Annotated in this window: 17 protein-coding genes; 9 read left to right on the top strand and 8 right to left on the bottom strand. The window is 55.1% G+C overall.

The genetic code is table 11. The features are described from left to right. Window positions 1–135: 135 nt before the first annotated feature. The 3 genes from yajD to KGP26_RS08750 all read left to right on the top strand — a co-directional run bounded on the left by yajD (window position 136) and on the right by KGP26_RS08750 (window position 1,751). Window positions 136–477, top strand: coding sequence for an HNH nuclease YajD (yajD, locus tag KGP26_RS08760; RefSeq protein WP_021180444.1), 342 nt, complete (start codon window positions 136–138; stop codon window positions 475–477). Window positions 478–813: 336 nt separating this feature from the next. After that, window positions 814–1,449: a division plane positioning ATPase MipZ gene (locus KGP26_RS08755; RefSeq protein ID WP_021805185.1), complete on the top strand. Its 636-nt coding sequence runs from the start codon at window positions 814–816 to the stop codon at window positions 1,447–1,449. After that, on the top strand, window positions 1,446–1,751 hold the full coding sequence (locus tag KGP26_RS08750) for a hypothetical protein (RefSeq protein WP_021805186.1): 306 nt from the start codon (window positions 1,446–1,448) through the stop codon (window positions 1,749–1,751). Before KGP26_RS08755 ends, KGP26_RS08750 begins: the two co-directional genes overlap by 4 nt. 232 nt (window positions 1,752–1,983) lie before the next feature. Here the strand turns inward: KGP26_RS08750 and KGP26_RS08745 are convergent, their stop codons facing one another. From KGP26_RS08745 to KGP26_RS08735, 3 genes are all read right to left on the bottom strand, one after another. Beyond that, entirely contained in the window at window positions 1,984–2,907 is a 924-nt protein-coding gene (locus KGP26_RS08745; protein WP_021805189.1) for a dihydrodipicolinate synthase, read from the bottom strand. Between the two features lie 92 nt (window positions 2,908–2,999). Next, window positions 3,000–5,297 (bottom strand): beta-glucosidase BglX, encoded by a 2,298-nt coding sequence (bglX, locus tag KGP26_RS08740; protein WP_223665291.1) that lies wholly within the window; start codon window positions 5,295–5,297, stop codon window positions 3,000–3,002. Window positions 5,298–5,393: 96 nt separating this feature from the next. After that, on the bottom strand, window positions 5,394–6,320 hold the full coding sequence (locus KGP26_RS08735; protein WP_039995865.1) for a LysR substrate-binding domain-containing protein: 927 nt from the start codon (window positions 6,318–6,320) through the stop codon (window positions 5,394–5,396). A 140-nt stretch (window positions 6,321–6,460) separates the two neighbouring features. Between KGP26_RS08735 and KGP26_RS08730 the strand changes: the two genes are divergently transcribed. Continuing rightward, entirely contained in the window at window positions 6,461–7,615 is a 1,155-nt protein-coding gene (locus tag KGP26_RS08730) for a pyridoxal phosphate-dependent aminotransferase (RefSeq protein ID WP_021805192.1), read from the top strand. A 33-nt stretch (window positions 7,616–7,648) separates the two neighbouring features. Then, window positions 7,649–8,431, top strand: a complete 783-nt coding sequence (locus KGP26_RS08725) for an ABC transporter substrate-binding protein (RefSeq protein WP_223501142.1) — start codon at window positions 7,649–7,651, stop codon at window positions 8,429–8,431. A gap of 51 nt (window positions 8,432–8,482) precedes the next feature. Here KGP26_RS08725 and ddlA read toward each other — a convergent pair whose 3' ends face one another. Beyond that, a complete protein-coding gene (gene ddlA / locus KGP26_RS08720) occupies window positions 8,483–9,589 on the bottom strand; it encodes a D-alanine--D-alanine ligase (RefSeq protein WP_094982991.1) in 1,107 nt (368 codons plus the stop codon). 171 nt (window positions 9,590–9,760) lie between these two features. Here ddlA and KGP26_RS08715 point away from each other — a divergent pair, with 171 nt between their 5' ends. The 4 genes from KGP26_RS08715 (at window position 9,761) to KGP26_RS08700 (ending at window position 14,318) form a co-directional block, all read left to right on the top strand. Continuing rightward, window positions 9,761–9,964: a ParD-like family protein gene (locus KGP26_RS08715; protein WP_024527427.1), complete on the top strand. Its 204-nt coding sequence runs from the start codon at window positions 9,761–9,763 to the stop codon at window positions 9,962–9,964. Beyond that, entirely contained in the window at window positions 9,961–10,755 is a 795-nt protein-coding gene (map, locus tag KGP26_RS08710) for a type I methionyl aminopeptidase (protein ID WP_021180434.1), read from the top strand. The genes KGP26_RS08715 and map overlap by 4 nt, the downstream gene beginning before the upstream one ends. 43 nt (window positions 10,756–10,798) lie before the next feature. Continuing rightward, complete coding sequence (dld, locus tag KGP26_RS08705; protein ID WP_371824940.1) at window positions 10,799–12,496, top strand: D-lactate dehydrogenase; 1,698 nt, start codon at window positions 10,799–10,801, stop codon at window positions 12,494–12,496. Between the two features lie 448 nt (window positions 12,497–12,944). After that, complete coding sequence (locus KGP26_RS08700; RefSeq protein WP_094982726.1) at window positions 12,945–14,318, top strand: NAD-dependent succinate-semialdehyde dehydrogenase; 1,374 nt, start codon at window positions 12,945–12,947, stop codon at window positions 14,316–14,318. A 55-nt stretch (window positions 14,319–14,373) separates the two neighbouring features. Here KGP26_RS08700 and KGP26_RS08695 read toward each other — a convergent pair whose 3' ends face one another. The 4 genes from KGP26_RS08695 to KGP26_RS08680 all read right to left on the bottom strand — a co-directional run bounded on the left by KGP26_RS08695 (window position 14,374) and on the right by KGP26_RS08680 (window position 18,861). Then, a complete protein-coding gene (locus KGP26_RS08695; RefSeq protein ID WP_179252464.1) occupies window positions 14,374–15,552 on the bottom strand; it encodes a MalY/PatB family protein in 1,179 nt (392 codons plus the stop codon). Next, window positions 15,539–16,987, bottom strand: coding sequence for a Na+/H+ antiporter NhaC (gene nhaC, locus KGP26_RS08690; RefSeq protein ID WP_021805199.1), 1,449 nt, complete (start codon window positions 16,985–16,987; stop codon window positions 15,539–15,541). The genes KGP26_RS08695 and nhaC overlap by 14 nt, the downstream gene beginning before the upstream one ends. Before the next feature lie 142 nt (window positions 16,988–17,129). After that, window positions 17,130–18,134 (bottom strand): LacI family DNA-binding transcriptional regulator, encoded by a 1,005-nt coding sequence (locus tag KGP26_RS08685; RefSeq protein WP_223665289.1) that lies wholly within the window; start codon window positions 18,132–18,134, stop codon window positions 17,130–17,132. Between the two features lie 136 nt (window positions 18,135–18,270). Continuing rightward, on the bottom strand, window positions 18,271–18,861 hold the full coding sequence (locus KGP26_RS08680; RefSeq protein ID WP_021805201.1) for a Yip1 family protein: 591 nt from the start codon (window positions 18,859–18,861) through the stop codon (window positions 18,271–18,273). Window positions 18,862–19,046: the final 185 nt, after the last annotated feature.

Below are 19,046 nucleotides of genomic sequence, written 5' to 3'. Positions count from 1 at the left end.
CAGGGAAAGCGTTCAAACTCATAAGACTTGGCGCCGGGAACGGCATCTCTTGTTCATCGGGTGCAGATTGCGCGATCTCCTGGCGGTTTGTGGTAATATTGAGCGCAATATCATTCTGATCCTGTAGGTGCCCACATGGCATACATTCCAAAAAACTACGCGAGACTGGAAACCGGTTACCGCGAAAAAGCACTGAAAATCTTCCCGTGGGTCTGCGGGCGCTGTTCACGCGAATTTGTTTACTCCAACCTGCGTGAACTGACGGTGCATCACATCGATCATGACCACAGCAACAACCCGGAAGACGGTAGCAACTGGGAAATGCTGTGCCTGTACTGCCACGATCATGAGCACTCAAAGTACACCGAAGCCGATCAGTATGGCTCCACAGTGGTGGCAGGTGAAGATGCGCAGAAAGACGTAGGGTTAGCCACACATAACCCCTTCGCCAATCTGAAAAACATGATGAAAAAGTAGCGTTATCCCCCAAGCGGGGCCGCAGCATGCATGCGGTTCCGCCACATCCCTACCTTAATGACTTCACAAAACACCAACCTGTTAAGCTATTAACTTAGTTAAATTCAACGCTCATTTTAGCCCTTTTTCTCAGCCAATAACTCACTAAGCTAGTAAGTTACTAAACAAACAAACCCACAAGTTAAGACTTTCGCTACTTGGCAAGCCACGGCCAATGGGGCATATTGTCGTCATACGCACTTGTTAACTCATTTAACTACCAACCTAGCAAGCGCATTAACTTATTAAGTTAGCTAATTGATAAGTTATCTGCTTGGCAACTTGAGAGATGGCAACATGATTGTTTTGATTGGTTCGCAGAAAGGCGGCGTCGGCAAATCGACCATGGCGGTAAACATCGCCGGATATCTGATCCTGCAACAGAAGAAAACGGCCATTATCGTCGATGCCGACGATCAGAAATCCATCATGACCTGGTTCAACGACCGTCAGAATGTTGAAGGGCTTCCGCAGATCCCGGTGGTGGCAGCCTCAGGCAAGATTAAAGAAACCCTGCTGGAACTGAACCGTCACTACGATTATGTGATTGTCGATACCGCTGGCCGCGACAGCGCAGAATTACGCTCCGGTCTGCTGGCCGCCGATCTGTTCATCTCGCCGTTGCGCCCTTCACAGATGGACCTGGATACCATCGGCTACCTGTCCGAGATGTTCTCCACCGCCCAGGAATACAATGAAAAGGTAAAAGGCCACATTGTGCTCAACCTGTGCCCAACCAATATCTTCATTAACGAAGCCAACGAAGCGGCCGAAGTGCTAAGCGAATACCCGGAACTGAAGTTGGTGAGCAACCGCCTGTGCGATCGCAAAATTTATCGCGATGCCTGGGGCGAAGCGCTAACCGTGCATGAAGCGCACAATGAAAAAGCGCAGCACGAAATCGAAAGCCTGGTAACAGAGGTGATCCTGTGAAAAAACGTACGCCAACCCACCGCATGTCGGAAGATGAATTTATCAACAGCGCCACTTCGCATACGTTGATTGTTCCCGCTCCTGCCGCCGTTGCCGAAAAGCCCCAGGGCCGTAAGCGCATTTATAAAGCGCTGTCCGTCAGCCTGACGGATAACCACGTGGAGATGATCGACGAAGTGATCGGTCATGCGGCGCGTAACGGCATCGTACGCATCACCCGTTCTGATGTGATCAAGTTGGCCATCGACACTTTGGCCGACAAGAGCGAGGCGCAGTTGCTGGCCTTGCTAAAGAAGATCTGAATAACTTAATAACCTACCAGCTTATTAAACCAATAAGCTGGTGGCGCAGACGATAAATTAACAACCAGGTAATTTGATAGCTCATTAAGTTATTAAGTTATCAATTAAATTCCATTGATATTACTAAAATTAATCTGTCAGTAATAAACTAACCTGCCGAGTTACCCCTTGCGGGAAAGGGCTACAGTGAGTGGGACTTAACGGGCCGCAGATTGAGTACGGCCCTGAAACATTAGCGGTTAACGGAGCGGGCAATGCGGGTATAGGTGTGGCGTACGCCGCGGATCGCCACGCTGTAGGCAAAGATATTCTCCGGCAACGCCAAGCCAAGATAGCCGGTATCACCAATATGATGCAGATCGGCCCCTGCCATTTTGCTCATCAGAGCAATCTGGCGAATGGTTTGCACATCGGCCCCCTCCTGAGAAGTGCCGATGGCGGTCATCGCCAGCGCGCCCTGTTGCTGAGTAAACGTAATCAGCGAGGCGACCTTTTCCTGCGACATGCCGGGGATGGTGCCCGGTGCTGGCAGCAGAACGATATCAGCTCCATTTTCTACAAACAGTGCGATATCTTGTTCAGTGATCAACTGACTGCCGCTTTCACGCACAATCCCGGCACCGTGCATTTTGCCGGTCACCAGCACCAGCTTATCGCCCACTTCGTCACGAATGTGCTTCAGCGCCTCTGCGATGGCCTGGTTGCTGACGCCGTTATTCGGGTTACCGGTCAAAACCACCATGCGAGCGCCAAGCTCATACAACTTTCGGGCGTTTTCCGCCGTGGCCGCGCGCCCCGCCGTCATCTGCCAGAACTCATTATGCGTGGTGGCAAACGCCGGATCGACGGCTTCCAGATTGACCCCGATGACGCGCCCGGTCAGCCGTTGCAGTTCGCGTATGGCATTCTCAGGCGGCACATCGCCAGGCAGCCCTGCAATGTGCGGCTGATTGACATCAAACAGGTTCAGCAGCAGGATGTCGGCCCCCTGGCTGGCGGCCAGCTCGGCATTGGTAACGTTATTGAGTAGCGGCTGAGTGACCGCGATGCTCTCACTGACCAAGATGCGCCCTTCGCTGGCACGGATGGCGTAGATCAGATCGTCTTTGCTGATGTTGGCCAGATCACTGGCGCTACAGTCCAGATATCTTTTCATGATGCAATCTCCGGTGATTTTTATCGTGAACCACTTGGTATTTGATGAGGGGACATGGCATCGGAGCCGGGATACCTTGTCCCCTCACAAACTTATTTCAGGATAAAGCTCTGCTGTTGCAGGTTGTCCGAGTCCAGGCCAACAAACACGTTGAATTTACCCGGCTCCGCGCCCCATTTCAGGCTGGCGTTATAAAACTTCAAATCGTCCTCGGTAATCGGTAATTCCACCCGCTGTTCCTGCCCGGCACGCAACGTCACCTTCTTGAAGTTACGCAGCTCCTTGATCGGGCGACTGACCGAGGCGGTTACATCCTGCACATACAGCTGCACCACGGTAGCACCGTTATATTTACCGGTGTTTTTCAGCATCACGCTGGCGGTAATTTTGCCGTCGCGCGCCATTTCGGGGCTGGAGAGTTTGAAATCGGACAGGGCAAACTGGCTATAGCTCAGACCATACCCAAATGGGTACAGCGGGCCATTCGGCGAATCAAAGTAACGCGAAGTGTACTTGCCCGGGTTTTCCTTGCCGAACGGTCGGCCAGTGTTGAGGTGGTTGTAGTAAATCGGGATCTGCCCCACTGAGCGCGGGAAGGTCATTGGCAGCTTGCCGGAAGGGTTGTAGTCACCAAACAGCACGTCGGCGATGGCGTTACCGCCTTCGGTGCCGCTGTACCAGGTTTCCAGCATCGCATCTGCCTGTTCACTTTCCCAGCTCAATGCCAACGGGCGGCCATTCATCAGCACCAGAACCAGCGGTTTACCCGTGGCTTTCAGCGCCGCGATCAGGTCACGCTGGCTTTGTGGAATGGTGATATCCGCCCGGCTGGAGGCTTCATGAGCCATCCCCTGCGCCTCACCCACTACCGCCACCACCACGTCGGCCTGTTTGGCGATCTTCACCGCTTCATCAATCATCTGTTGTGGCGGACGCGTGTCAAAGGCCACCGCAGGTTCATACTCGTTCAGATAATCAATAATGCTCTTGTCTTGGGTAATATTGGCCCCTTTGGCGTACAGGATGCTGGCCTTATCGCCCACCGCATTCTGCAACCCTTCACGCACGGTGATCGACTGCTTCACCACGCCTGCGGCTGACCAACTCCCCATAATATCGCGCTGGCTGTCGGCCATCGGCCCGATCAGCGCAATGGTACCCTGCTTTTGCAATGGCAGCGTCTGCTTGTCATTTTTCAGCAGCACCATCGTTTTACGGGCAATCACACGGGCTTCCGCACGGTGCAGACGGCTTTCGGCATTGGTATCCTGCGGGTCGGAACCAACCGGGCCAAGGTGGTTATACGGATCTTTAAACAGGCCCATATCATATTTGGTGTTCAGTACGTCGTGGCAGGCACGGTCGATCTCACTTTCAGAAACCAAACCCTCCTTCACCAACCCCGGCAAGTATTGGTCGTAATACTCGTCGCTCATGCTCATGTCGACGCCGGAGGTGATCGCCAAGCGCACCGCGTCGCGCGCGTCCGCGGCCACGCCATGCTTAATCAACTCTTTAATCGCGCCGTGATCGCTAATGGTGATGCCTTTAAAGCCCCACTGGTCGCGCAGGAGATCTTTCAGCAACCATGGGTTGGCCGTCGCCGGTACGCCGTTGATTGAGTTCAACGAAACCATCACGCCACCGCTGCCAGCATCTACCGCCGCCTTATACGGCGGCAGGTAGTCCTGATGCATACGCAACGGGCTCATATCGACGGTGTTATAGTCACGGCCACCTTCAACTGCACCATACAGGGCGAAGTGTTTCACGCTGGCCATCACCGAACCCGGCTTGGACGGATCGCCATTCTGGTAGGCATCCACCATCACTTTGGCAATCTTCGATACCAGCCAGGTATCCTCACCGAACCCTTCGGAGACTCGGCCCCAACGCGGATCGCGGGTAATATCCACCATCGGCGAGAAGGTCATGTTCAGGCCGTCATCGCTGGCTTCCTGCGCTGAAACACGTCCACTCAGGGCGATAGCCTCCAGATCAAAACTCGCCGCCAGCCCCAGGCTGATCGGGAATACGGTACGCTGGCCATGTACCACATCATAGGCAAAAAACAGCGGGATCTTCAGGCGGCTGAGCTGCATGGCCTGATCCTGCATGACGCGGATATCTGGCCGGGTCACGGTGTTGAAGATCGCCCCGATCTGGCCTTTGCTGATGCCGTCACGAATGGCCTCTTTCGGGTTATCTGGCCCAACGCTGATCAAACGTAGCTGGCCGATTTTCTCTTCCAGCGTCATCTGCTTCATCAGGTTGGAGACAAAGGCATCACGCTCCTGAGCATAGATCCCTTGGGTCACACTGCTTTCCTGCGCAAAAACCGGGCTGATAGCCAGGCCGGACAACATACTCACCACACAAAGCCATTTCATAGTTTGATTCTCAGGCACGTCCCCGCCGGCAATGTCGGCCAGGAGGCATTAATAGATGTGAGCACGCAGTTTGCCATACTCTTTTTGTTTGCAGAATCAATTCGTCTGCGTTGTTGTTAGCAGATGATGCAATCTGCTCCGGCTAGCTTGCGCCTCTGCCCCTAGCCACTCCACCAGCCGGGTTAAGGCCGCAGGCACCACCGCATGTTCGGGGTAAACCAGATAATAGGCGGCACCGCTGACCACGCTGATCGGGAACGGCGTAATAATGCGATTGGCCTGAATATCCTCCTCTAGCAGGCACAAATCGCCAATGGCGATACCACAGCCCTGTAATGCGGCGCTCATCGCCAGATCGAGCGTATCAAAATGCTGTGACTTGGCAGAGGGCAACGCCGTCTGCCCCGCCGCTTTCAACCATAGCAACCAATCACGGCGATCGCGCGTAGGATGCAGCAAGGTTGTCTCCGCCAGATCGGCTGGTTCTGGTGGTCGATCCAGGCCAGGCAGATAGTTCGGCGTGCAGACCGGCGTCAGGATCTCATCAAACAGATGGTGCACCACCAGCCGTTTGCCCTGAGGTTTGCCAAACACCACCGCCGCATCAAAATGCTCGCTGCCAAAATCCAGCCCGTGCGATACCGACGCAGTCAGTTCGATATGCATCTCTGGCCGTTCATTCTGCAGGCGAATAATGCGCGGCAATACCCAGCGCATCGCACAGGTTGGGCATTTGACGCGTAGCGTACCCGGCTGCTCCCCGGCCTTGGCCAGCGCTTGCGCCAATTGCTCTAACGCCAGTTGTACCGGCGCCAACAGCAGCGCGCCCTGTGGCGTCAGCGTTAACCCACGCGCGCGGCGGCTAAACAGCGGATAACCCAGTTGTTGTTCCAATCCCAGGATCTGGCGGCTAACTGCGCCCTGCGTCAGGTGCAGCGTCTGGGCGGCATGGGTGAAATTGAGACGCTCAGCGACCACCACAAAGGTTTTCAGCACGTCGAGCGACGGCAGCGATGTTTGCATAATAAATCCCGATACCTGCATTTATTTTCACTATCAGCCATGATCTGGCTGCATGGCAAGCATGACGAATTTTCTCTTGTTAGCCCATCCTAACTGATGCTTAATCATTCGACACTCGATTCTTTTGCCAGGAGCCCCCCATGCACAGCGCCTGTTCGCAACGTTCGAAACTGCCGGACGTTGGCACTACCATTTTCACTGTGATTGGCCAACTGAGCGCCGAACATCAAGCCCTGAATCTGTCGCAGGGCGCCCCCAATTTTGCCTGTGATGTGCAACTGGTTGAGGACGTTGCCCAAGCCATGCGTGCAGGTCATAACCAGTACGCCCCGATGAGCGGCGTAGCGGCACTGCGTCATGCACTGGCGGAAAAAGTTGAGCGGCTGTATGGCGCCCACTATGACGCCGACGACGAAATCACGGTGATCGCCAGCGCCAGCGAAGGGTTGTACTCCGCCATCAGCGCGCTGGTCCATCCCGGCGATGAGGTGATCTATTTCGAACCCGCCTTCGACAGCTACGCCCCGATTGTGCGTCTGCAAGGGGCGACCCCAGTTGCCATCAAGCTTTCACTGCAAGATTTAACCATCGACTGGAATGAGGTGGCGGCGGCAATCAACAGCAAAACGCGGATGATCATCGTCAACAGCCCGCACAACCCTACCGGCAGCGTATTCGATGAACACGATATCGAGCGCTTGACTGCCCTGACCCACAATACTGATATCGTCATTCTTTCCGATGAAGTGTATGAGCACGTGGTGTTTGATGGTGGCATTCACCACAGCATGGCCTGCCATCCAGCTCTGGCAGAGCGCAGCGTGATCGTCTCTTCCTTTGGCAAGACCTATCACGTCACCGGTTGGCGCGTCGGTTACTGCATGGCACCGGCAGCGCTGATGGACGAAATCCGCAAGGTGCACCAATTTATGGTGTTCTCTGCCGATACCCCGATGCAATACGCCTTTGCCGCCGCCCTGAATAATCCACAGAGCTACCTGGGGTTGGCGGAGTTCTACCAGCAAAAGCGCGATCTGCTGGCAGCCGCGTTGCAAAAATCACGCTTTGAGTTACTGCCCAGCCGTGGCAGCTTCTTTATGTTGGCCCGCTTTAGCGGTTTCAGTCATGAAAGCGACAACGACTTTGCGGTCCGTTTGATCCGCGAAGCCAAGGTGGCCACCATCCCGCTGTCGGCGTTCTACAGCGACGGCACTGATACCGGCATTATCCGGCTTAGTTTCTCGAAAGATAATGACACCCTGCTGGAAGGCGCTCGCCGTCTGTGTCAGGTGTGATCCATTGATTTTTACCATGGGGAAGCAACAACAATGAAAAAAGCACTGAAAACGCTGATCGCGGCGGGATGTTTACTGGCAGCCGGTTCCACACTAGCGGCAGAGAATAGCCTGCGTTTTGGGCTTGAAGCCCTGTATCCGCCTTTCGAGTCCAAATCCGCCAGCGGCCAGTTGGAAGGCTTTGATATCGATCTGGGTAACGCCGTGTGCGCCGCCGCACAGGTCAAATGCAGTTGGGTAGAAACCTCGTTCGACAGCCTGATCCCGGCGTTGCAGGCCCGCAAATTTGACGTGATTAACTCGGCGATGAACGTCACCGAGCAGCGCAGGCAGGCGATTGTGTTTACCGATTCGATTTATCAGGTGCCAAACCGCCTGATTGCCAAGGCCGACAGCGGCCTGCAACCCGATGCCAAATCGCTGGCGGGTAAGCACGTCGGCGTGTTGCAGGGTTCCATTCAGGAAAACTATGCCAAGGCACACTGGGCACCGGAAGGGGTTGATGTCGTATCCTATCAGGATCAAAACCAGGTCTATCTGGATCTGACCGCTGGCCGCCTGGATGCCACCTTGATCATGGCCCCTGCCGGGCAGAGCGGTTTCCTGGCGCATCCGGATGGTAAAGGCTTCGCGTTTGTTGGCGATGCGGTACAGGACGATAAAATCCTGGGCGAAGGGATCGCCTTCGGCCTGCGTAAAGATGACACCGCGACGCTGAAAAAGCTCAACGACGCCATCGCCAAGGTGAAGCAGCAAGGCACCATTGGCGAGCTGTCCAAGAAGTACTTTGGCGATATCGATGTCACGGTGAAGTAAACCGTTGTCTTCTGGCACTCTTCAACTCGGAGAGTGCCAGGAAAACGCCATTTACTTGCTGTCAAATACCGAACTGTTCAACCCGCGATCCTGCTGATGCCGCTCCAGCGCCAGTTCAATCAATATGGTGATCAGTTGGCTATAGCTCACCCCGCTGGCTCCCCACAGTTTTGGATACATGCTGATATTGGTGAAACCGGGCAACGTATTAATTTCGTTGATAATCACGTTATTGTCCGGCGTCAGGAACACGTCGACGCGCGCCATACCCAGGCAATCCAGCGCCTTGAAGGCTTGCAATGCCACCTCGCGGATTTTATCGCTGACGTCCTGATCGATCGCCGCCGGTACCACCACCTGCGCGCCTTGCTCATTAATGTATTTGGTGTCGTAAGAGTAGAACTCATCGCTCAGGACGATTTCGCCACAGACGCTGGCCTGTGGATTGTCGTTGCCCAATACCGCGCATTCGATCTCACGGCCAACAATAGCCGACTCCACCAGCACTTTATGGTCGAAGCTGAATGCCAAGGCGATGGCCTTTTCGAACTCAGCCTGGTCATGCACCTTGCTGACGCCAACGGAGGAGCCCTGGTTCGCCGGTTTAACAAACAGCGGTAACCTCAGGCTCTCACTTAATTGAGCAAAGCTGTACTTGTTGCGGTTGGAACGCGTCAGCGTGACGAACGGCGCTACTGACAGCCCGGCATCCCGCAGCAGACGTTTGGTGACGTCTTTGTCCATGCTGACGGCGGAGCCCAGCACACCCGCCCCCACGAACGGCATATTCGCCATGCGCAGCAGCCCTTGCAGCGAGCCATCCTCCCCCAAGGTGCCGTGGACGATCGGGAACACCACATCAAGCTGCCCCAAAGCACCGGCACCGTCGGCTTCAATCAGTTGCTGTTTCTCATACCCAGGGACCAACGCCACGTTTTTATTCGAGTGGTTCAGCGCGATCAACGCCGGGTTTTCCGCATTCAGCAGGAAGTTGGAGGCATCGTTAAGGTGCCACTGCCCCTGCTTATCAATGCCCAACAGCGTGACGTCAAACTTCTCTTTGTCGATGGCATCCAGAATATTTTTTGCCGACTGCAGCGAAACCTCATGCTCCGCCGATTTGCCCCCAAAGATCACCCCAACACGTAGTTTAGTCACGCCTTAAATCCTTCTTAAAAAAGTCATGGCAACAAAGCCGACGATCACAATAAACGCATTGTGCGACCCCGGCAATGACCATTGGGCCTAAAATGCCTGCGCCACAGAATGCCAAACCCACAGCATCCAAAACGTATACACTCCGTATATTGTTCACTTACGGAGTCGGCTATGGGGATTGTAAAAATCTCGGAGACGCTACATGACGATCTCAGGCTCGCCAGCCTGACCATGTCGCGTTCTATCAACGCACAGGCAGAACACTGGATCAGGATCGGCATGCTGGCAGAGCTGAACCCAGAGCTAACCTATCCTCAACTGGTAAAGAAAATGATGAAAGATAATGCGCTGACGCTGAAGGAGATTGTTGGGTGAAAGATATTGTGATTAAAACGCCGCAGGAGATTGCCATCATGCGCCACTCCGGCGCGCTGCTGGCCAAGGTGTTTGCCATGCTCGATGAGGTGATCCGCGAAGGCATCACCACCATGGAGATCAATGACCGTACCGAAGCCTTTATCGTCAATGAGCTGAAATCACGCCCTGCCAGCAAGGGCCAGTATGATTTCCCCTACGTGCTTAATACCTCGATCGACGAGGTGATCTGCCACGGTATCCCGTCGGCCAGCAAAATTCTGCGCTCGGGGATGATCGTCAATGTCGATATCACTTTGGAAAATAATGGTTTTATTGCCGATTCCAGCAAGATGTATTGCATCGGTCAAACCACCCCGCTCGCCAAGCGCCTGGTCAACAATGTCTACGAGTCAATGTGGCAAGGTATTCGGGCTGTGAAACCCGGTGCTACGCTGGGTGACATCGGCCACGCCATACAGCAACATGCAGAACAGGCGGGTTATAGCGTAGTACGGGAATATTGTGGGCATGGCATTGGCCGTGAAATGCACGAAGGCCCAGCGGTGCTACACTTCGGCCTGCCCGGCACCGGCACGGTGTTGCAGGAAGGGATGGTGTTTACCATCGAACCGATGATTAACCAGGGCGACCACCGCATCAAACAGAAGAAAGATGGCTGGACCGTGGTCACCCGTGATAAAAAACTTTCCGCCCAATGGGAGCACACCGTGGCTGTGACCGCTGACGGCGTGGAGATCCTGACGTTGCGTGCAGAAGAACGTGAGGCGGGATATCAGGAACGCTATTAAACATTAAACCCCGTTGCAACCCGGCGGGGACATGGAGATGGGCATGACGCAGGCATTTATCACTCAGTTGAAGAGTATCGTTGGCAACGCGCAAGTGCTGACCGGCGAGCGTAGCACCGAACGTTATCGCAAAGGTTTCCGCTCCGGCGGTGGCAAGGCATTGGCCGTAGTGTTCCCCACCCGTCTGCTGCAACTGTGGCAGATCCTGCAAGCCTGCGTTGCCGCCGATAAGATTGTCATTATGCAGGCGGCCAACACCGGCTTGACCGAAGGCTCTACCCCCAGCGGCCAGGATTATGACCGTGATATTGTCATTGTCAGCACCCTGCGGCTCGATCATATTCAAGTATTGGATAACGGCAAGCAGGTGGTCGGCTTCCCTGGCAGCACGCTCAATAAGCTGGAGAGGTTACTGAAACCTTATGGCCGTGAACCGCACTCGGTGATCGGTTCTTCCTGTATTGGCGCTTCGGTGATCGGGGGAATATGCAACAACTCCGGGGGGGCGTTGGTCAAACGCGGCCCGGCCTATACCGAAATGGCGCTGTACGCCAAGCTGGACGCCGATGGCCAGTTACGGTTGGTCAATCATCTGGGGATTAACCTGGGCGATACGCCGGAAGAGATCCTTACTCGGTTGGAAAAGGGCGATTACCGGCCAACGGATGTTGAACATGGCGAACTGCGCGCTTCGGATAATGAATACGCCAGCCGGGTGCGCGATGTGGATGCCGATACCCCTTCCCGCTTTAATGCCGATAAACGCCGCCTGTTCGAGGCTTCCGGCTGTGCCGGGAAGCTGGCAGTGTTTGCAGTGCGTCTGGACACCTTTGCCAAAGAAGACAAGGAACAGGTGTTCTATATCGGCACCAACGACACCGCGGTTTTGACCGAGCTGCGCCGCCATATGCTGAGCCAGTTTGAAAATCTGCCGGTGGCCGGGGAATATATGCACCGCGATATTTTCGATATCGCCGAGGTGTATGGCAAAGACACCTTTATGATGATCGACAAACTGGGCACCGATCAAATGCCGCGTTTCTTCACCCTGAAAGGTCGGGTGGATGCCACACTGAACAAACTGCCACTGATACCGCACAACCTCACCGATAACCTGATGCAGAAGCTGAGCAAGCTGGCCCCTAACCATCTGCCGCCGCGCATGAAAGAATATCGCCAACGCTTTGAACACCATCTGCTGCTGAAAATGGCCGGCCCAGGCGTAGAGGAAGCCCAGCAGTATCTGCAAAGCTATTTTGCCCAGGCCAACGGTGACTTTTTCGTCTGCACGCCTGAAGAAGGTAAGAAAGCGTTCCTGCACCGCTTTGCCGCAGCGGGCGCCGCCGTGCGCTATCACGCGGTACATGCCGATCAGGTCGAGGACATTCTGGCGCTGGATATCGCCCTGCGCCGCAACGATACCGAGTGGTTCGAAACCCTGCCGCCAGAGATCGACAACCAACTGGTGCACAAACTGTATTACGGCCACTTTATGTGCCACGTGTTCCACCAGGATTACGTGGTGAAAAAAGGCGCGGACAGCCATGCGCTGAAAGAACAGATGTTGGCGATCCTCAATCAGCGTGGTGCGGAGTATCCGGCCGAGCACAACGTCGGCCATCTGTATCATGCCAAGCCGGATTTGCAGGCTTTCTATCAGGATGCCGATCCTACCAACAGTTTCAATCCCGGCATTGGCAAAACCAGCAAGCAAAAACACTGGGGTAACAACATTCAGTAACATTTTATCCTATCCCCTCACCCCAACCCTCTCCCACAGGGAGAGGGAGCTGTCCGGAGTCGTGCTCAGGTGCGAGAGTTAGTCTGTAACTGAGTTGATTAGAATAAAAATGACGCCATTAAGTTGTGGCACATTCTGTCCCCTCACCCAACCCTCTCCCACAGGGAGAGGGAGCTGGTAGAGCCTGCCCTTTTGGGAGCAAAGGATCATCTCAGCACACTCGTATTAAGCCTCTGCATGCGGGGCACTGACAGGGAGAGGGAGCTGGTGGATCCTGCCCTTTTGGGAGCAAAGGATCATCTCAGCACACTCGTATTAAGCCTCTGCATGCGGGGCGCTAGCGCGTTATCGCTCTTTATGCCCCTGTTCTTCTGCCCTGTCGTCTAGACTTAATGTTCTGAATAAGGCGTCTGTCAGGCGTCAACATGAGCGACGAAAGGAGCACTTCATGCCATACCAGACAGTAAACCCCTTTAACAATCAGCTAATTAAAGAATATACCCCGCATAACGACGATCAGGTGGAGCTGGCGCTGGCCCAGGCCGATGCGCTGTATCATTCCGACTGGGCCAAGGGTGAAATCATCCAGCGCCTACCCGTGTTGCATAAGCTGGCCGATCTCATGGAGAGCCGGGTGGAGGAACTGGCGAACATTGCCAGCGTTGAGATGGGTAAGCTGATCGAGCAAAGCCGTGGCGAAGTAAAACTGTGTGGCCAGATTGCCCGTTACTATGCCAATAATGCGCAAAAATTCCTGGCCCCGGTAAGCTATGAGTCCAGCCTGGGTGAGGCCTGGGTCGAGCATCATCCCATTGGGGTGTTGATGGCGGTCGAACCTTGGAACTTCCCTTTTTACCAACTGATGCGTGTGCTCGCCCCTAACCTGGCGGCCGGTAATCCGGTATTGGTCAAACATGCCAGCATCGTGCCACACTGCGCCGAAGCGTTCGAAAAGCTGGTGCATGAGGCCGGGGCGCCCAAAGGCGCCTATACCAACCTGTATATTTCCCAAGACCAGGTGGCCAATATCATCGCCGACGATCGGGTGCAGGGCGTAGCACTGACTGGCTCGGAGAAAGCAGGTAGCATCGTGGCAGCTCAGGCGGCCAAGAAGCTGAAAAAGGCCACGCTGGAACTGGGAGGTAACGACGTTTTTGTCGTGCTCGACGATTGCGATCTCGAGAAGGCCGTTAAAGTCGGCGCCCAGGCGCGACTGAACAATGCCGGGCAGGTCTGCACCGCCGCCAAGCGTTTTATCGTGCAGGAGAAAGTGGCGAAAGCGTTCCTGCAACAGCTCACGGAGCATTTCAAGAATGTGAAAATGGGCGATCCACTGGATGAAACCACCACCTTAGGACCGCTATCTTCCAAGTCGGCTCTGGAAGGGTTAACCGAGCAGGTCAATGAGGCGGTGAAACAAGGGGCCAAACTGCACCTGGGCGGCAAGGCGTTACAGCATGAAGGTAACTTCTTTGAACCCACCATTCTCACGCATATCAGCCGCGATAACCCGGCCTATTTCACCGAGTTCTTCGGCCCGGTGGCGCAGGTCTATGTGGTGAGCGATGACGAGGAGATAGTGAAACTGGCCAACGACTCCCACTACGGGCTCGGCGGGGCCATCTTCAGCACGGATATTGAACGAGCCAAAAAGCTGGCCTCACGCATTGAAACCGGCATGGTGTATATCAACTCCTTGACCGATACCGCGCCTGAGCTGCCGTTTGGCGGTGTGAAACGTTCCGGCTTTGGGCGCGAGCTGTCAGATCTGGGGATTAAGGAGTTTGTGAACCAGAAGCTGGTGGTGGTAAGCCATAGCTGAGTTTTTATACTCGAGGGACGCTAAGCGGGCGCAGTATCCTGCGCCCACTATAAAATCAATCAGTTAGTTTAGCCAACCCTGCGACGGCCATTTCAAGATAGGTGCGTGGGCAGCCGAGATTGATGCGGATAAACCCCTCCCCTTGCTCGCCAAATCCACAGCCCATCGAAGGCGCAATTTTGGCCTGTTGACGCATGGCTAGCTGCAAAGCATCATCATCCAACCCCAGCGCACGGCAATCCAGCCAGGCCAGATAGGTGCCTTGTGCTGATATTATCCGGCACCATGGTGCCGCCTGCTCCAATGCCTGTGCAAACCAGCGCCGGTTCTCAGCCAAATAAGCCAACAGGGCATCAAGCCACGGACCGCCCTGCTGGTAAGCCGCCGTCGCCGCCGTCATGGCAAGCGCGTTGAAAACGTCTAACCCATGCGCATTGAGCCGTTCGACAAATTGTTCACGTAGCGCCGTATTCGGGATCAGGAAATTGGAGATGCGTAGCGACGACAACCCAAAGGTTTTACTGGCAGAGGTGGCTACAATCACCCGATCGTGCCACTGCGGCCCCAGGTGTAACACCGAGGTAAAGCGCTCATCTGGCAGGATCAAATCCGCCCAGATCTCATCAGAGATCACCGTCACCCCATGTTGCTGGCATAGCGTCAGCAATTGCGTCAGTTCCTGCGGGTTCCAGCAGCGGCCGGTTGGGTTATGCGGATTGCACAGCACCAGCAACGGCGGCTTCTCCCGCTGCAACATATCGGCCAACTGGATAAAGTCAAAGTGATACTCCCCTTCCCGCTCCTGCAGTGGGTTCTCTAGTACCCGCCGACCATTGAGAGCGATCACCTTCTTGAAGGAGCCATAAAAAGGCCCCTGCACCACGACGCCATCACCGGGCTGGCTGAGCATCTGGATCAGCAGAGCAATCCCCGGCACAACCCCTTCGATCGAGGTAAACCATTGCCGTTCCAGCGGCAGTTGGTGACGTTGGGCAAACCACTCTATAGCCGCCCGGTAGTAAACTTCGTCACGTTCGCTATAGCCAAATACGCCATGATCGACACGCGCATGCAGAGCCTGCTGCACTGCTGGCGGGCAAGGAAAGTCAAAGTCTGATACCCACATCGGCAACAGGTCGGTTTCATGCAATTGCAGATAATGCCCCATGAAATCCCATTTTACCGAGCTGGTATGGTGGCGATCGACCACCTGGTTGAAATCAGGCTGTTTCATTTGGCATCTCCTGCTGTTGAGCCTCTGGCGTCACTCTGGCGATGCCAAAACCGGTAAAGCCGTAAATCAAGGCGAAGAAGACCGCCGCGTAACACTGCACCGCCCAAGGCAGCAGATCCAGCGTGTTCACTCCCAACGTGGTGGCCATATAAACACCGGCCGCTGTCCAGGGAATGAGGGGCTCAATCACCGTACCGGCATCTTCAATGGTGCGTGACAGGTTGGTGTTATCCAATCCCATACGGCGATAAGCATCCTTATACAGCTCAGCAGGAATGAGCAGCGCCAGTTTGCCGTCGCTGGTCGCTCCGGTGACCAGGATGGTGGTCCCCACCGTGGCGGCAATCAGTTGGCCGGTGGTGCGTACCACTTTCAGCAACCGGTTGATAATCACCGTCAGCGCACCGGTCAAGGTCAGCGCACCGGCAAACGAGAAGGCACACAGTACCAGCAGGATGGTGCTCATCATTGAGAACATGCCACCCCGGTTAAGCAAGCGCGGAACATCGGCGATCACGCCGCTGATATCATGCCCACGTTCAGCAAACATCGACAGGTTGAAGCCGTCCATCAGCGCGTTCAGGCCCTGTTTCAGGCTAAAGCCCTGCATCACCACGGCGAGGCCGATCGCTAGCACACAGGCTGCCAGCATGACCGGGATCACCGGTCGTTTGGTCACCGCCCCCCACAGCACCAGCACCGGCGGCAGGATCAGCAGCAGGTTGAAATGATATAGGCTTTCCAGCCCAACAATGATGTCAGTGACCCGCTGTGGCGTGGCAACCGTTCCCACTACGCTGCTATGACCGGCGATCAGGTAAACGGTGGCTGCCAGCACAAAGCTGGGCAGTGTGGTGTACATCAGGTGTTTGATATGCGCATAGAGATCGGTTTCGGCCACGATGGCGGCAAAGTTGGTCGAATCCGACAGCGGAGAGATTTTATCGCCGAAATAGGCCCCGGAAACCACCGCGCCAGCCGCCGCAGCCAACGGCACATCCAGCCCCGCAGCAACGCCCATCAGCGCAACGCCGACGGTCCCCGCAGACCCCCATGAGGTGCCGGTACAGACGGAGATCACGCTGGTGAGGAAAAAGGCCGCGATCAGAATATATTGCGGGCTGATCACTTTCAGCCCCCAGTACACCATGTAAGGAATAGTGCCGCTGATCATCCAGGTACCAATCAGCCCGCCGACGCAGATCAGGATCATGATCACCGGCATAGCCTTCGCCAGTTTGCTGACGATCGAGTTGATAATGTCATCCCAGCTGTAGCCTTGCCACAGTGCCAACCCGGCAGCAACGGCCGCCGAAAGCAGTAACAGCGGTTCAATACGTAATTCCCACACCCCATAGCCGACGATCAACAGCGTCAGCATGGCAACGATCGGCAGCAAAGCCAGCCAAAGGTTGAGCGTTTTCTTACCATCCATAGGTCACCCCGAATTGTTATTGATGTGCCGCTAGCGTAGTGAATCCTGATTTCTCGGGGTGTGAGCTAGCGCCTCAAGCCATGTAACCGCTTTCATGACGGATAACTTTGTGAGGCAGATCTCAGAACAACCTCTGGACAAGTTATCCCTGCCAGCGAGTGACCGAATCACGCAGCACCAGTTCAGCGCTAAACATGTTATTTTGCGGCGGCACCCCTTGTTGTTGCTGGCTCAGCAACGCCAGCCTGGCAGCCCGCCTGGCCATACGCTCGATGGGATAATGCATGGTACTTAACGCGGGATACAGATAGCGCGCCAGCACCACATCATCAAAGCCGATAATCGACAGTTGCTGCGGCAAGGGGATTTGGCGCTGGTGCAAGGCTCGCATCATGCCGGCGGCCATCACATCATTAAACGTCACCGCGGCCGTAAAACGATGACGGCTGGAAAGTATCTGCTCTGCGGCCAATTCGCCCCCCTCTTCATCAAAGGGCACGCTGATCACCCATTCACCCGGAACGTCGATTCCCGCCTGTGCCATCGCGTTGCGGTAGCCCTGTAAACGCAGTTTGCGATCGTCGATGGGCAAATCGGCGGTCACACAAGCAATATGCCGATGCCCCTGTTGCAGCAAATGTTCGGTCGAAGCCTGAGCCGCGCTGAGGTTATCCAACCACACGCAGCGGTTGGCAATGGCAGGAAAGTAGCGATTGATGATCACCAAACCGGGGGAATGAGCAGCATAGCGCAGCACATCGGCATCGCTCATGCGGGTGATGTGGGCGACAATCGCCTCACAGCCCTGGTTAATCAGAAAATCCAACCCGGCCTTTTCGCGCTCCGCCTGGTGCCCGCCGCTGCACACCATCAGCTTCGCCCCTTCTTTGCGGGTCACTTCCTCCACACCGCGCGCCAGACGCGAGAAAAAAGGATCGGCCAGATTGCCGGTCAGCAGCCCCAGCATGTTGCCACTGCGTTTGGCTAACGCCAGGGCCGCCGCATTGCGGTGGTAATTGAACTCGCGCATCGCTTTTTCGACACGCTCGCGGGTAACAGGCTCAACATAGGCGGTATTGTTAATCACCCGAGAGACCGTCGCAGCGGAAACTCCGGCTCGCTGCGCCACCTCTTTCATTGTCGCCATCAATTATTCCAGTCGGTATCATTTGATGAGTTGATAATAAGCAGGCGGGAGTAACAAATCCAGATGAGCGAGTTCGGCTCCTTTAAACAAAAGCCCCTCATACCCAAGGATATGAGGGGCAACGATCACGCTAACATCAGAATAACCAGGAACCATATCCCCACATTAATACCGTCAGACCGAGCAACAGCTCAAGCAACAGAATGCCCATAGCCAACGTCGAGCTGGAGAAGATAAATCCCTCTTTACGATCGATATTCAGGAAATGCGGAATGCCGAGATACAGCAGATAGCCCGAATAAGCCAGGCCGATAATCCCGACGAACAGGCACAACCAGACCACCGGGTACAGCGCCACTAATCCGCTGAGGAACATTGGAGTCGCCACATAGCCCGCAAAGACCATACACAGATGCAGACTTGGCCGCGACTCATAACGCCGCGCCATCCAGTGGATCACCTTGCCCATGATCGCCACGCCAGCCAGCATCAACAGATAAAACGCGACGGCGGTGTAGAAAGCGGTGAACATATCCAGGCGAATTGCCTGCCCTTGGCCAGAGAGCCAGCCAAGCTGCGTGGTACCGATAAACGCACTGACCACCGGTATTAACGCCATTAGCAGCACGTGGTGGGTATACAGGTGCGAGACGGATTCATTCTCGCTTTTGATCTGTTTCAACTCGACGTTGGGATGGGTCAGTAGACCCCAGACATGATTGACCATGAGACACCTCCTCACTTCGCCGCCAACCGCGATCGGCGAACGGAAAACACACCACTGGCGGTTCAGACACCGCGCAAGGGTTGCGGCTATCAGGCTCTCTGCCCTGCATCAATTATAGTCTTTGGCTGAAAAAACGTACGCTGTCAGCGGCCTGTGGGTTACTCTGCACTATAATCAATATGTTG

Source organism: Serratia sp. JSRIV002 (assembly GCF_019968725.1).
In the GTDB taxonomy this organism is placed as follows: domain Bacteria; phylum Pseudomonadota; class Gammaproteobacteria; order Enterobacterales; family Enterobacteriaceae; genus Chania; species Chania fonticola_B.
Note: the sequence above shows the minus strand (reverse complement) of the source record. Positions and strands in the feature narration are given on the sequence as shown.

Bases quoted from the DNA above. Each gene is read 5' to 3' on its own strand.
- yajD (WP_021180444.1), top strand. From the start codon at position 136: ATGGCATACATTCCAAAAAACTACGCGAGACTGGAAACCGGTTACCGC.
- KGP26_RS08755 (WP_021805185.1), top strand. From the start codon at position 814: ATGATTGTTTTGATTGGTTCGCAGAAAGGCGGCGTCGGCAAATCGACC.
- KGP26_RS08745 (WP_021805189.1), bottom strand. From the start codon at position 2,907: ATGAAAAGATATCTGGACTGTAGCGCCAGTGATCTGGCCAACATCAGC.
- bglX (WP_223665291.1), bottom strand. From the start codon at position 5,297: ATGAAATGGCTTTGTGTGGTGAGTATGTTGTCCGGCCTGGCTATCAGC.
- KGP26_RS08735 (WP_039995865.1), bottom strand. From the start codon at position 6,320: ATGCAAACATCGCTGCCGTCGCTCGACGTGCTGAAAACCTTTGTGGTG.
- KGP26_RS08730 (WP_021805192.1), top strand. From the start codon at position 6,461: ATGCACAGCGCCTGTTCGCAACGTTCGAAACTGCCGGACGTTGGCACT.
- KGP26_RS08725 (WP_223501142.1), top strand. From the start codon at position 7,649: ATGAAAAAAGCACTGAAAACGCTGATCGCGGCGGGATGTTTACTGGCA.
- KGP26_RS08715 (WP_024527427.1), top strand. From the start codon at position 9,761: ATGGGGATTGTAAAAATCTCGGAGACGCTACATGACGATCTCAGGCTC.
- dld (WP_371824940.1), top strand. From the start codon at position 10,799: ATGACGCAGGCATTTATCACTCAGTTGAAGAGTATCGTTGGCAACGCG.
- KGP26_RS08700 (WP_094982726.1), top strand. From the start codon at position 12,945: ATGCCATACCAGACAGTAAACCCCTTTAACAATCAGCTAATTAAAGAA.
- KGP26_RS08695 (WP_179252464.1), bottom strand. From the start codon at position 15,552: ATGAAACAGCCTGATTTCAACCAGGTGGTCGATCGCCACCATACCAGC.
- nhaC (WP_021805199.1), bottom strand. From the start codon at position 16,987: ATGGATGGTAAGAAAACGCTCAACCTTTGGCTGGCTTTGCTGCCGATC.
- KGP26_RS08685 (WP_223665289.1), bottom strand. From the start codon at position 18,134: ATGGCGACAATGAAAGAGGTGGCGCAGCGAGCCGGAGTTTCCGCTGCG.
- KGP26_RS08680 (WP_021805201.1), bottom strand. From the start codon at position 18,861: ATGGTCAATCATGTCTGGGGTCTACTGACCCATCCCAACGTCGAGTTG.